The organism is Mycolicibacterium elephantis DSM 44368 (genome assembly GCF_004014805.1).
In the GTDB taxonomy this organism is placed as follows: Bacteria; Actinomycetota; Actinomycetes; order Mycobacteriales; family Mycobacteriaceae; genus Mycobacterium; species Mycobacterium elephantis.
In genome coordinates this window covers 1-12,718 of the sequence record NZ_ATDN01000003.1, presented here as the reverse complement: position 1 = coordinate 12,718, position 12,718 = coordinate 1, and the positions used below count along the sequence as shown (strand labels likewise).

The 12,718-nt window shown below is 68.2% G+C and carries 11 protein-coding genes, 1 tRNA gene and 1 other RNA gene; 9 read left to right on the top strand and 4 right to left on the bottom strand.

The features are described 5' to 3' along the window. Positions 1 to 18: 18 nt before the first annotated feature. Genes MELE44368_RS03385 through lipL form a run of 5 tightly spaced genes read left to right on the top strand, consistent with a single transcriptional unit; the run spans position 19 to position 4,627 of the window. The gene (locus MELE44368_RS03385) at positions 19 to 657 is read left to right on the top strand and encodes a TetR/AcrR family transcriptional regulator (protein ID WP_206613668.1); all 639 of its coding nucleotides are present in this window, start codon (positions 19 to 21) and stop codon (positions 655 to 657) included. A gap of 42 nt (positions 658 to 699) precedes the next feature. Next, a complete protein-coding gene (locus tag MELE44368_RS03380; RefSeq protein WP_164890018.1) occupies positions 700 to 1,752 on the top strand; it encodes an ATP-dependent DNA ligase in 1,053 nt (350 codons plus the stop codon). A gap of 1 nt (position 1,753) precedes the next feature. Continuing rightward, positions 1,754 to 2,818 carry a non-homologous end-joining DNA ligase gene (gene ligD, locus MELE44368_RS03375; protein ID WP_128107202.1) on the top strand — a complete coding sequence of 355 codons (1,065 nt, stop codon included), beginning with the start codon at positions 1,754 to 1,756 and terminating at the stop codon, positions 2,816 to 2,818. A 33-nt stretch (positions 2,819 to 2,851) separates the two neighbouring features. After that, the gene (locus MELE44368_RS03370) at positions 2,852 to 3,298 is read left to right on the top strand and encodes a hypothetical protein (protein WP_128107201.1); all 447 of its coding nucleotides are present in this window, start codon (positions 2,852 to 2,854) and stop codon (positions 3,296 to 3,298) included. Positions 3,299 to 3,349: 51 nt separating this feature from the next. Then, positions 3,350 to 4,627, top strand: a complete 1,278-nt coding sequence (lipL, locus tag MELE44368_RS03365; protein ID WP_128107200.1) for an esterase/beta-lactamase LipL — start codon at positions 3,350 to 3,352, stop codon at positions 4,625 to 4,627. A 6-nt stretch (positions 4,628 to 4,633) separates the two neighbouring features. Here the strand turns inward: lipL and MELE44368_RS03360 are convergent, their stop codons facing one another. After that, positions 4,634 to 5,701 (bottom strand): NAD(P)H-dependent amine dehydrogenase family protein, encoded by a 1,068-nt coding sequence (locus tag MELE44368_RS03360; RefSeq protein ID WP_128107199.1) that lies wholly within the window; start codon positions 5,699 to 5,701, stop codon positions 4,634 to 4,636. Positions 5,702 to 5,788: 87 nt separating this feature from the next. Between MELE44368_RS03360 and MELE44368_RS03355 the strand changes: the two genes are divergently transcribed. Continuing rightward, complete coding sequence (locus tag MELE44368_RS03355; RefSeq protein ID WP_128107198.1) at positions 5,789 to 6,451, top strand: TetR/AcrR family transcriptional regulator C-terminal domain-containing protein; 663 nt, start codon at positions 5,789 to 5,791, stop codon at positions 6,449 to 6,451. Between the two features lie 12 nt (positions 6,452 to 6,463). Here MELE44368_RS03355 and MELE44368_RS03350 read toward each other — a convergent pair whose 3' ends face one another. From MELE44368_RS03350 to MELE44368_RS03340, 3 genes are all read right to left on the bottom strand, one after another. Beyond that, on the bottom strand, positions 6,464 to 7,489 hold the full coding sequence (locus tag MELE44368_RS03350; protein WP_128107197.1) for a S1C family serine protease: 1,026 nt from the start codon (positions 7,487 to 7,489) through the stop codon (positions 6,464 to 6,466). 28 nt (positions 7,490 to 7,517) lie between these two features. Then, the gene (locus MELE44368_RS03345) at positions 7,518 to 8,336 is read right to left on the bottom strand and encodes a lipid uptake coordinator LucA (protein ID WP_128107196.1); all 819 of its coding nucleotides are present in this window, start codon (positions 8,334 to 8,336) and stop codon (positions 7,518 to 7,520) included. Between the two features lie 90 nt (positions 8,337 to 8,426). Beyond that, positions 8,427 to 8,512 (bottom strand) — tRNA-Ser (locus MELE44368_RS03340). Between the two features lie 69 nt (positions 8,513 to 8,581). Between MELE44368_RS03340 and ffs the strand changes: the two genes are divergently transcribed. The 3 genes from ffs to MELE44368_RS03325 all read left to right on the top strand — a co-directional run bounded on the left by ffs (position 8,582) and on the right by MELE44368_RS03325 (position 11,836). Beyond that, positions 8,582 to 8,676, top strand: an RNA gene (ffs, locus tag MELE44368_RS03335) — signal recognition particle sRNA small type. Between the two features lie 30 nt (positions 8,677 to 8,706). Beyond that, positions 8,707 to 9,996 carry an aspartate aminotransferase type Ic gene (locus MELE44368_RS03330; protein WP_128107195.1) on the top strand — a complete coding sequence of 430 codons (1,290 nt, stop codon included), beginning with the start codon at positions 8,707 to 8,709 and terminating at the stop codon, positions 9,994 to 9,996. Between the two features lie 10 nt (positions 9,997 to 10,006). Next, positions 10,007 to 11,836 carry a DNA polymerase III subunits gamma/tau gene (locus MELE44368_RS03325; RefSeq protein WP_128107194.1) on the top strand — a complete coding sequence of 610 codons (1,830 nt, stop codon included), beginning with the start codon at positions 10,007 to 10,009 and terminating at the stop codon, positions 11,834 to 11,836. Positions 11,837 to 12,718 lie beyond the last annotated feature (882 nt).

Here is a 12,718-nt window from a genome sequence, read left to right as displayed (position 1 = left end):
GAGTAATAGACTCAATCCGTGCCGACCCGACCCGCCGACAGACCCGGACAGGCCAGGACCCGCCTGGCGCGGGCCGCGGTCATCGACGCCGCCCGCACCCTGTTCGTCGACCGCGGCTACGGGGCCACCACGATCGAGGCCATCAGCGCCGCCGCCGACGTCCCGCAGGCCACCGTGTACCGGCTGTTCTCCTCCAAGCGCGGCATCCTGAAGGCGATCCTCGACGTGTCGATCGCCGGGGACGACCAACCTGTGGCGTTGCCGGAACGCCCGCAGGTTCAAACCGCGGTCGCCGATTCGGACCCGAAAAGCCAGGTGGCGGGCTTCGTCGCGGTCGCCGCCGAGGTAAACGCTCGAACCGCGCCGATCTACGAAATCCTCGTCAGCGCGGCGAGCTCCGATTCGGAGGTGGCTGCCCTGCGCGACGACCTGAACCGGCAACGCCGCGCCGGTCAGGGGCAGTTGGCGCACGCGCTGGAACGGGTCGGCACGCTGCGGCCCGGTCTGCGCCAGCGCGACGCCGGCGACATCATCTACACCCTGATGTCTCCGGACGTCTACCGGCTGCTCGTCGTCGAACGAGGCTGGTCGCCGAAGCGGTACGAACGATGGCTCACCGAGACGCTCGGCGACTGTCTCCTCGACCGAGCGCGATGACATTGCTCGTCGTCGGCGGTCTGAAGGGGTGTGGACGCAATAATGGAGCAGGTGGACCTTCCCGTGCTGCCGCCGATCGAGCCGATGCTGGCCAAGGCGCAGGCCAAAGTTCCCGACGAGGCCGGGGTCTGGTCCTACGAACCCAAGTGGGACGGGTTTCGGGCGCTGGTGTTCCGCGACGGCGACGAGGTGGTGCTGCACTCGCGCAACGGCAAGGATCTCGGCCGCTACTTCCCGGAACTGGTCGAGGCGCTGCGTGACGAACTGGTGCAACGGTGCGTCCTCGACGGCGAGATCGTGGTGCCCCGTGACATCGACGAGCGGACGCGGCTGGACTGGGAGTCGCTCTCGCAACGCGTGCACCCCGCGGCCAGCCGCATCAAGATGCTCGCCGAGCAGACGCCCGCGCACTTCATCGGCTTCGACGCGCTGGCCACCGGCGACTCGTCGCTGATGAAGGAGCCGTTTCGGGTGCGCCGCGAGGCGTTGTCGGAAGCGGTGCGCTCCAAGCAGTGGTGCCACGTCACCGGCACCACCGAGGATCCCGAGGTCGGCGCGCGCTGGCTCGAGGAGTTCGAGGGCGCGGGCCTCGACGGCGTGATCGCCAAGCGGCTGGACGGCCCGTACCTGCCCGGCAAGCGGGAGATGGTGAAGGTCAAACACGCCCGCGACGCCGACTGCGTGGCGATGGGCTACCGCATCCACAAGAGCGGGGAGGGCATCGGGTCGATCCTGCTCGGGCTCTACCGCGACGACGGTGAACTGCAGATGGTCGGCGGCGCAGCGTCTTTCACCGCCAAGGACCGGCTCAGACTGCTGGCCGACCTGGAACCGCTGCGGGAGGGCGACGAGATGCGCGAAGGCGACCCGAGCCGCTGGAACTCCGCGGCCGACAAGCGCTGGATTCCGGTGCGGCCGGAGAAGGTGTGCGAGGTCGCATACGACCAGATGGAAGGAAACACCGTGCACGGCAGGCGGTTTCGGCATGCCGTGAAGTTCCGCCGCTGGCGCCCGGACCGGGATCCGCGCAGTTGCACGTTCGACCAGCTCGACGTGCCGATCAACTACGACCTCTACGACGTGCTGGAGTCCTGAGATGGCCGCAAAGAGCAGCGCCGCAGAAGAACTCGATGTCGACGGGGTCAAGGTGCGGCTCACCAGCCCGGACAAGGTGTACTTCCCCAAGCTCGGTAAGAAGGGGACCAAACGCGACCTCGTCGACTACTACCTGGCCGTCGCGGGCGGCCCGATGCTGGCCGCGCTCAAGGACAGGCCCACGCATTTGCAGCGCTTTCCCGACGGCATCGACGGTGAGGAGATCTACCAGAAGCGGGTGCCGCAGCGTCATCCCGACTATCTGGAGACCTGCCAGGTGACGTTCCCCTCCGGGCGCACCGCCGACGCGCTGAAGGTCACCCACCCGGCGGCGATCGTCTGGGCCGCCCAGATGAGCACGATCACGTTTCACCCGTGGCAGGTGCGCTGCCCCGACACCGAGCATCCCGACGAATTGCGCGTCGACCTGGATCCCCAGCCCGGCACGGGATTCGCCGAGGCCGCGGCGGTGGCCGTCGATGTGCTCAAGCCGCTGCTCGACGAACTCGGGCTGATCGGATATCCCAAGACGTCGGGCGGCAGGGGAGTGCATGTGTTCCTGCGAATCAAGCCGGACTGGGATTTCATCGCGGTGCGCCGGGCGGGCATCGCGTTGGCACGCGAGGTGGAGCGACGCGCGCCAGACGCGGTCACCACGTCGTGGTGGAAGGAAGAACGCGGCAAGCGAATCTTCATCGACTACAACCAGAACGCCCGCGACCGCACATTCGCGTCGGCGTACTCGGTGCGCAAGACGCCGATCGCCACCGTGTCGACCCCGTTGTCGTGGACGGACCTGCGCGACGCGGATCCCGACGACTACACGATGGCGACCGTGCCGAAGCTGATCGTCGGTCGCGACGACCCGTGGGCGGACATCGACGACATCGCGCAGTCCCTGCAACCTCTGCTGGAGATGGTCGAGGCCGACGAGGAACGCGGCCTCGGCGACCTGCCCTACCCGCCGAGCTATCCGAAGATGCCGGGCGAACCGCCCCGGGTGCAGCCCAGCAAGAAGGTCGCCGCCAACTGGGACGAGGAAGGCAACCCGGTCAAGGGCCGCTAGACGCGGCGTGTCCGCACAGGGTTTGCTATGCGCATGAAGGTTTCGGTGCTTCGTAAGTGGCTCGCCGCGCTGGCCCTGGTGGCGATGGTGGCCGGCGGCATCGGCATCGCGGCGGTGGTGATCACGGGGAGCATGTCGCAGACACCGGCGCCGCAGGCCACGCCCCGCACCACGCTTGCCCCGCCGTCGCCGAAGGTGCCCACCCCGATGGAGTTCAACGTCGACGTCGTCGTCACCGACCAGCAGTGCGAACCCGGCGGCGGGTGCATCTACAAGTACACGATCCAGCCGAAATACATTGGCCTGCACCCGCTGCCGGATACCCCGTTCACCGTGTTCTACGAGGTGGTCGGTGGCAACGAGCCGCAGAAGGGTGAGTTCACCGTGCACAGGGACCAGGCCCAGATCCTCAAGGACGTCACGCTCGAGGGGCCCCCGGCGGCACAGCTCAACGCCAACGTGTTGAACGTGGCGGGCTGAATTTCGCGGTTCGGCGCCGACGATGCCTTCTCTCGACGCATGGTTAGGCCTATGACAAAGGCGTCACTGCTGCGCGCCAGAGAGGGGCTGCCACGTGGCGTGTTGGGCGCCGCGGACCCGCGGTTCGGCACCGTCATGCGGCTTTTCGCCAGGATGTTCCCCGGCCGCCGGTTCGGCGGCGGCGCGCTGGCGGTGTTCATCGACGGCCGGCCCGTCGTCGACGTCTGGACGGGCTGGTCGGACCGCCGTGGCGAGCGGTTGTGGACCGCCGACACCGGGGCGATGGTGTTCTCCGCGACCAAGGGCGTGACGGCCACCGTCATCCACCGGCTCGCCGACCGGGGCCTGCTGGACTACGACGAGCCCGTCGCCACGTACTGGCCCGCGTTCGCCGCCAACAACAAGGGCGACATCACGGTGCGTGACGTGCTGCGTCACCGCGCGGGGCTGTCACACCTGCCCGGCGGCCTCACCAAGGACGAGCTGTTGGATCACGAGGTGATGGAGGCCAAGATGGCCGCCGCCGCGCCGGATTACCTGCGTGGCAGGCCCGCCTACCATGCGCTGACCTACGGCTGGCTGCTTTCCGGTCTGGCCCGCGCGGTGACCGGGCACGGCATGCGTGAGCTGATCCGTGAGGAGGTGGCGCGTCCGCTCAACACCGACGGACTGCACCTGGGCCGCCCGCCTGCCGACGCGCCCACCAAGGTGGCCGAGATCCTGGCGCCGCAGAGCAGTCGGGGTAACCCGGTGTTCAACTTCGTCGCGCCAAAGGTGGCTGGGCTGCCGCTGTCAGGAGCCTTCGGTGCGATGTTCTTTCCCGGCGTCAAATCCCTTGTCCAGGGCGATATTCCGTTCCTCGACTCCGAAGTGCCCGCTGCGAACGGGGTGGTGACGGCCCGCGCGTTGGCCAAGATGTACGCGGCGATCGCCAACCGGGGAGGCATCGACGGCACGCAGTTCCTGTCCGAGGAGCTGGCGCGCGGGCTGATCGGCAAGCCCAAGCCATGGCCGGATCTGAACATCGTTGTCCCGATGCCGTTTCACCTCGGCTACCACGAATCACCGATTCCCGGTCTGCTCAAGGGATTCGGCCATATCGGTCTAGGCGGAACGCTCGGCTGGGCCGACCCGGACACCGGCAGCGCCTTCGCGTTCGTGCACAACCGGCTCTTGACGCCGATGGTGTTCGACATGGCGTCGTTCGCGGGCCTGGCCGGCCCGTTGCGCAACGCGATCACCACCGCCCGCCGCGCCGGGCCGGCCGCCGTCCCCAAATACGGTGCGCGCTATCGCGATCCGGTGGTCAAGCGTGCCGGCCGGCGCTAGCCGCCCCTATCTGGCCGGGACGACGCCGCGGGCCTGGGGCAGCGGCAGATCGTTGTAGGTGGCGATACCCGGTGCGGCGGCGACGACGGCGGGAATCGCGTGGATCGGCGGCATGGCCGTCATGATGTGGCCGAGCTCGAAGAAGTCCTCGATCGACTTGGCCTGTTCGATCATGTCCTGCGGCGGCAGGAACCCGACCGCCATGTTGACCGTGGGACGCCCGTCGATCGTGATCTTCCAGCCGTCGCCGTCGATCTGCCAGTCGGGGTCCAACGTCTGGCCCTTCTTCCACCGCACGCTGACCTCGATGAGGGGTTCGCCGTCGACCAGGCCCAGCCAGCGGACGTAGACGCCCGCCACGTGACCGGCCGGAATCGTCCACGACGCCATCACCAGATCCTCGGTGGTCTGCGCGTACTCGGCCACGCACTTGATCTCGTCGAGCTTGACGCCCAGCGAGTCCGCGAGCAGCTGCACGGCCTCGGCGAACACCGCGGTTCCGTTCGAGGCCATCGGGGCCAGGTTCGGGTCGTCGATCGCGGTGCCGAAGCCGACGGGCCGTTCGGTGTCGGGGGAGTCGTAGAGCGTGGTGTCGGCGGACTCGGCGATGGTGATCTTGTCGACGCGGTCGCACGCGGTGGCCGCGACGATGGCCAGCAGCTCGGCGAAGCCCGGGCTGACCCCGGAGCCGAACAGTGTCGCACCGCCCTTCTTGCATGCCTTCTCGAGCCGATCCCGGTCGGCCCCCAGGTTGTGTCCGGTGATGAACGACGCGGAGGACACCACGTTGATCCCGGAGGACAGGATGCGCACGAGTTCGTCGACGTTGATCCACATCGGGTTGTAGACCACGACGTCGGGCTTGAGCGCCAGCAGCTCGTCGACGTCGTTGGTGGCCTCGACGCCGAGGGGTGCGATGCCGGCAAGGTCGCCGGCGTCCTTGCCGACCTTGTCGTCCGACCACGCGTAGATGCCGACGAGTTCGTAGTTGGGGTTCTTGGCGATCGCCGTCACCGAGCTCTTTCCGACATTGCCGGTGGTCCACTGGACGACGCGATATGAAGTGTTTGGCACTCGCACAGCATAGGGTTGTCGGGTGACGCCGCGCAGGCTTTTTACCGACCGGCGAAAACACGTGGCCAGGGTGCTTAGGCTACTGGGATGAGCGGTCGAGCCAGGGGGCGTCCACCGCGGCTCAGTCGCAAGATGATCGTGTCGGCGGCTCGACGGCTGGCGTCCACCAGGAACCTGACCATGCAGGCCGTGGCCGACGACCTGGGCGTCACGCGCAAGGCGTTGCACTATTACGTCGGCGATCGAGACGGGCTGCTCGCGCTAGTGCTGCTCGACCTGTTCGAGCGCGAGCTGAAGCGCGTGGAGCTACCCGTCGACGGCGACTGGCGCACGGTGCTGCGGGCCTACGCCGTCGCGTTTCGGGACGGGCTGATCCAGGTGGGGATCGCCACCGACTTCACGCGGCTGCGGGGTCTGAGCGCCGTGGCGGCGCTGTCGCTGGCCGACCGGCTGCTCGACACGCTGCTGCGCGCGGGGCTGGATCCCGACGGTGCGCGCCTCGCGCTGACGGCGGCGTCCAACATCGCGCAGTCGGCGGCGTACAGCGTTGCGGCGCAGACCGCCTCGGGCGCTCATCATCACCGCGCCGAGACCGCCGCGGCGCTCCAACATGAACCGGAAGGCACCTATCCGGCCCTGCGCCGGGTGCTCGAGTCGGCCCAGACCACCGGGCGCGACGCCGAAACCCAGTTCGAGTTCGAGCTCGGCCTGTTGATCGCCGGTGTGGAGCGGATGCTCGGCGACGGCTAGGACGGGGACCGCTCAGGTCAACGGGGTGAGTGTGGCCTTGCCGGTGCGTTGCTGGCCGCTGCCGTCGAGCCAGACGAGGTCGATGACGTCGCCGGGATAGTGCCGGTCCAGCACGTAGGTGAGGGTGGTGGCCGAGTCCAGCCGGACGCCGTCGAGCTCGAGCAGGACGTCGCCGGCGTACAGCCCCGCACGCTCGGCGGGTCCGCCTCGCAACACCTCGGCGATGAGCACACCGGGGCCGCGTTGTGCGGTGCGTACACCGACACCGAGCAGGACCGGCGGGCCGATGTGCACGCTCTCGGAGGGGATCCGTGCGCGGATCTGGTCGGCGATGGCCATCGCGTCGTTGATCGGGATCGCATAGCCCTCGCCGCCCGGTCCGAACACGAAGTTCACCGACGCCGCCGTGGTCATGCCCACGACCTGCCCGGCCGCGTTGACCACCGGGCCACCGGAGTCGCCGGCGACGACGGGCGCCGCGAACTCGATCAGCCCGGTCAGCTCGTCCTTGCTTCCGGTCAGGGTGTCCTCGGCGTTGACGGTGCGGCCGAACCCGGTGATGGTGCCGACCTCGCGGGTCAGCGGCAGGTTCGTGCCCGCCGCGTTGCCGAGCGCGACGACCGGCTCACCGCCGACGAGGGCTGAAGAGTCGCCGATCGGCGCGGTGGGCAGCCCCGAGGCGCCGATCAGTTGCAGCACCGCGACGTCGTGGCGGCGGTCATAGCCGACCAGCTCGGCCGGATAGGTGCGGCCGCCGACGGTGGCGTGGATGCGGTCTGCCCCCGACACCACGTGGAAGTTGGTCAGCACCTGGCCGTTGGGATCGATCACGATTCCCGCGCCGTTGCCCACGGCACGCTGGTAGTCGATCTCGGTGTTGATACGCACCACGGCGGGCTCGACCTGGGCGGCTGCGGCCAGGGGGTCGGCGGGCGCGGCCGTGGACGTCGCCGTGCTGAACGGTGCCACCAGCGCCAAGACGGCGGCAAGCGCGATCAGCAGCACCGACAGCGGGCGGCGGACGTGGTTTTTGCCCATGCGCTCATATTGCCCGAAAAGTGTCCTGCTAATCGTCCAGCGCGACGCCGCCGCGCAGTCTCCGGCGCCGACGCCGGGACGGTTCGGATTTGCCGGAAGGCCGGCGATTGCGCCGTTTACCGTTGGTGGATTCGATTTCTGTCGGCTCGTCCTCGTTGCCGGAAGAGGTGTCGCCTGCGGCGGTGTCGTTTTCGGCGGACACCTCGGCGGTCGACTCGTTCGCGGTGACCTCGGCAGGCTTCTCCTCGGTTTCCTCCGACGTTTCCTCTGCAGCGTCTTCGGTGGCCTCGTCCGTGGTCTCCCCATCGGCCTCATCGGCACCCGCGTCCCCATCGGCCCCATCGGTGTCGCCGGCCGCCTCGGCCTTCTTGCGGCCGCGGCGGGGCCGTTCCTTCTTGGGTTTCAGCGGTTTTGGCGGTGGCGGCGGCAACTCGGCCACATAGGCCAGATAGAAGGCGAAGACGCCCAGCAGGGCGATCGCCACGGCGGCGCCGTAGATCCCGAACAGCCATACGCCCGCGGTATCCAGCGAGAGCCAGATCTCGCTGATCGCCGCGCCCAGGATCAGCACCCCGGCCACCACGTGCAGGGCCGTCGACCACAGCCGCAGCCTGAGCGCCAACTCCGGTGTGCGCAGTTCCGGTTTTCTGGTGCGCACCCACTCGAGCACCACCGGCAGCGCCGCCAGGCCGACGAGCACACCGACCACGATGCGCAGCACGAGGCCCAGTGTGTGCGGGGTGGTGCCCATCAGCTCCCACCACCGAGGCAGGACGAAGAAGAAGTACAGGACACCGGCAATGAGCGAGAACGACGCGTGCCATATCACCGCGATGGTGCGGCTCATGCCCCTCCTACGCGCTCCAATTGCTCTGAACGCTGATCGGTGTTTTCTTGGCCGGGGTGCGACCAGCACGGTCGCACCCCGGGCCGCGTGCGGAGGATGCGGGATTTGAACCCGCGAGGGCTATTAACCCAACCCGCGTTCCAGGCGAGCGCCATAGGCCACTAGGCGAATCCTCCGCGGGCCATGGTAGCCGAACTGGGTCATATGGCCGTCAAGTTGTGCGGGGCGGTGGTATTAGACTCGCTTGCGGACCCCGCGTGGCGTCCATCCTGTGAACTCCCCCAGGGCCGGAAGGCAGCAAGGGTCAATGGGCTCTGGCGGGTACGCGGGGTCCCCCTCTTTTTGCACGGCTCGAAGTGAAAGGCGCACTGTGTCGTTTCAGTCGCTCGGCCGGGACGATCTCGTCGCACAGCATGAACAGCAGCAGCGCAACTACGCCGAGCTTCAGGCCAAGGGCCTCAAGCTAGACCTCACCCGCGGCAAACCCTCACCCGCGCAGCTCGATCTGTCCAACGGGCTGCTCGACCTGCCCGGGTCGGGACCCGACGCCTTCCGCGACGGGGACGGCACCGATACCCGCAACTACGGCGGTCCGCACGGGTTGCCGGAACTGCGGGCGATCTTCGGCGAACTGCTCGGCATCGCCGTGCCCAACCTGATCGCGGGCAACAACTCCAGCCTGGAGCTGATGCACGACGTCGTGGTGTTCTCGATGCTGCACGGCGGCGTGGACTCGCCGCGGCCGTGGGGCAGGGAACCGGTGGTCAAGTTCTTGTGCCCGGCACCCGGCTATGACCGGCACTTCGCGATCTGCGAAACCCTGGGCATCGAGATGATCACGGTGCCGATGCTGGAGGACGGCCCGGACGTCGACCTGATCGAAGAGCTCGTGGCCGCCGACCCCGCGATCAAGGGCATGTGGTGCGTGCCCGTCTACTCCAACCCCACCGGCGTCACCTTCTCCTGGGAGACGGTGCGTCGACTTGTTCAGATGCGCACGGCAGCAAACGATTTCCGCTTGATGTGGGACAACGCGTACGCGGTGCACACGTTGACCCACGACTTCGAGCGCAACATCGACGTGTTGGGCTTGGCCGAGGCCGCGGGCAACCCGAACCGCCCGCTGGTGTTCGCGTCGACGAGCAAGATCACCTTCGCGGGCGCCGGGGTCAGCTTCCTCGGCGGTTCGCTGGGCAACATCGCCTGGTATCTGCAGTACGCGGGGAAGAAATCCATCGGCCCGGACAAGGTCAATCAGCTTCGGCATCTGCGGTTCTTCCGCGACGCCGACGGGGTGCGGTTGCAGATGCAGCGCCATCAGCAGCTGCTGGCCCCGAAGTTCGCCGCCGTGCTGGAGATCCTCGAAGACCGCCTCGGTGAGTCGAAGATCGCGTCGTGGACCGAACCCAGGGGCGGCTACTTCATCAGCCTCGACGTGTTGCCGGGGACGGCTCGCCGCACGGTGGCGCTGGCCAAGGACGCGGGCATCGCGGTGACCGAGGCCGGGGCGACGTTCCCGTATCGAAAAGATCCGGAGGACAAGAACATTCGGATCGCGCCGACGTTCCCCAGCGAGCCTGAGCTGCGTGCGGCGATCGACGGCCTGGCCACCTGCGCGCTGCTGGCGGCCACCGAGTCGCTTGTCGGCGCGGCTGGGTAGCCTGCCAAGCGTGGCGCTCTACCGCAAGTACCGGCCCGCGACCTTCGCCGAGGTCGTCGGCCAGGAGCACGTCACCGAGCCGCTGTGCACCGCGCTGGCGGCCGGGCGCATCAACCACGCCTATCTGTTCTCCGGGCCGCGGGGTTGCGGCAAGACGTCGTCGGCGCGGATCCTGGCCCGCTCGCTGAACTGCGCGCAGGGCCCGACGCCGACCCCCTGCGGGGTGTGCGACTCGTGCGTGGCGCTCGCGCCGAACGGGCCCGGCAGCGTCGACGTCGTCGAACTCGACGCGGCCAGCCACGGCGGCGTCGACGACACCCGCGAGCTGCGCGACCGCGCGTTCTACGCGCCGGCCCAGTCGCGCTATCGCATCTTCATCGTCGACGAGGCGCACATGGTCACCACGGCGGGCTTCAACGCGCTGCTGAAGATCGTCGAGGAGCCCCCCGAGCACCTGATCTTCGTGTTCGCCACCACCGAGCCGGAGAAGGTGCTGCCGACCATCCGCTCGCGCACCCACCACTACCCGTTCCGCCTGCTGGCGCCGCGGATCATGCGCGGGTTGATCGAGCGCATCTGCGAGCAGGAGCAGGTCCAGGTCGACGACGCGGTCTATCCGCTGGTCATCCGGGCCGGCGGCGGGTCGCCCCGCGACTCCCTCTCGGTGCTGGACCAGCTGCTGGCCGGGTCCGAATCCGGTGCGACGGGCAGCCACATCACCTATTCGCGGGCGCTGGCGCTGCTGGGTGCCACGGACGTGGCGCTCATCGACGTCGCGGTCGATGCGTTGGCGGCCGGGGACGCCGCGGCGCTGTTCGGCGCCGTCGAAGGGGTGATCGACGCGGGCCACGACCCCCGCCGCTTCGCCAGCGATCTGCTGGAACGCTTCCGCGATCTGATCGTGTTGCAGGCCGTACCCGACGCGGTCGCCCGCGGTGTGGTCGACGGGCCGGAGGATGTGCTGGATCGGATGCGCGAGCAGGCCGAGCGGATCGGCACCGCGACGCTGACCCGGTACGCCGAGGTGGTGCACGCCGGGCTGGGGGAGATGCGCGGTGCCACCGCCCCGCGGCTCTTGCTCGAGGTGGTCTGCGCGCGGCTGCTGCTGCCGTCGGCCAGCGATACGGAATCGGCTCTGCTGCAACGCATCGAGCGCATCGAGAAGCGGCTGGACGTGTCGGTTCCCACGTCGGACACGGTGAGTTCGTCGGCGCCCAAGCAGTTCGTGCGCAAGAGCCACGCCGCGCCGCAGCGGGCGCCGGAGCCCGCAGCGGAGCCCGCATCAGCGCCGGAGCCGCCGTCGGCGCCGGAGGCCACCTCTGAGCCCGCGTCGCCGCCGCCGGTGCGGCCCCCGTCGGATCCGGTCGTGGAGGTCCCGCCGCCCGCGACCGGCGGCCTGGATGCCGCCGCGGTGCGTCGGGTGTGGACGACGGTGCGAGAGAAGGTGCGCAACCTGCGCCGCCCGACCGACGTCATGCTCGACGGCGCCACGGTTCTGGCCGTCGAAGGCGACACCCTGGTCCTCAGCCACCCGTCCGCGCCGCTGGCGAAACGCCTTGTCGAGCAACGCAATTCCGAGATCATTCGGGAAGCCCTCAAAGACGTCCTCGGCGTGGACTGGAGGATCCGCTGCGAAGCGGGCGCCGCGGCTCCCGCGCCGGCCGCGGCCCAGCCCGATCCCGCGTCGCCGTCGCCGCCGCCGCCACCACCGAACGACGACGAGGAGAGCATGCTGGCCGAGGCCGGCAGCGACACCGCCGAGACCCCCCGTCGCGACCCCGAGGAAGCCGCGCTGGAACTGCTGCAGAACGAACTGGGCGCGCGCCGTATCGACGGTTAGCCCTCACCCCGCTCGAAACTGAACTTCTGCACGCTTTATCTGGGGTCAGATTTTGGTGTGTACTGCTGTTCCCGCAGAGACAAACGTGACCGAAATTGTCTTTGAGGGAACGGTTAGAGTCAAGAGCGTTCCCGCAGAGCAGGTGGCTGTGTCCTAATTCGGCGAACGCTGGGTCGCGTCTCATCAGGCGTGGATGCAATGCAGCCGGCGCCGCGTACCAGACCAGTCGGTCTGTCGTCAGCGTTGTTGAAGTCTGTTTGTGACGGTGGTCATTCGGTTAGACGCCCAATGCTCACCGCGTGTCTTTCGCTGCGCCGACAAGTATTTTGGATTCCTGCGTCCCCGTGTAGGGCGTCGCCCCCTGCCTCGATCCGACAGGGGGCGACTCAATCGAGTGTTTAGGTGCTGGTGCCATTCGGACCTGCGCCAGATGGCGAGGTGGATACTTTCCTCGTCGAGCGTTGGCCCTTGGCCCACTATCAGGATCGGTTGCGATCCGATCGGCGTCAACCGTTTCGTTAATGATCAACTCGGACAGCTCAGGCACACGCCCGTTGAGCTGGGCCGTAGCAACACGCCGGGGCTACCGGGGCTGAGTCGTGGACCGATATGAACGTGGTTCAGGCTGAACTTATTGTTTTCTCGTTGCGCTTCGGTCCGAAGCGTTAGGGCGAGGTGATCTTGAAGCTGGTGAGCGGGCCGTTTCAGCTGCGCCGTGATGGGTACCGGGATAGATAACTGTTGTTCGACACAACGCGATTCCGTAGCGGGGGCGCGGAGGGTGGATGGGCACCAATCACGAAAAAGATTCCATATTGGCTCGTTTGGGTGGGGTCACGTCCCGTGGAGTGGTGTAAGAGCGGTCGCGTGTCCGCGTGTGGC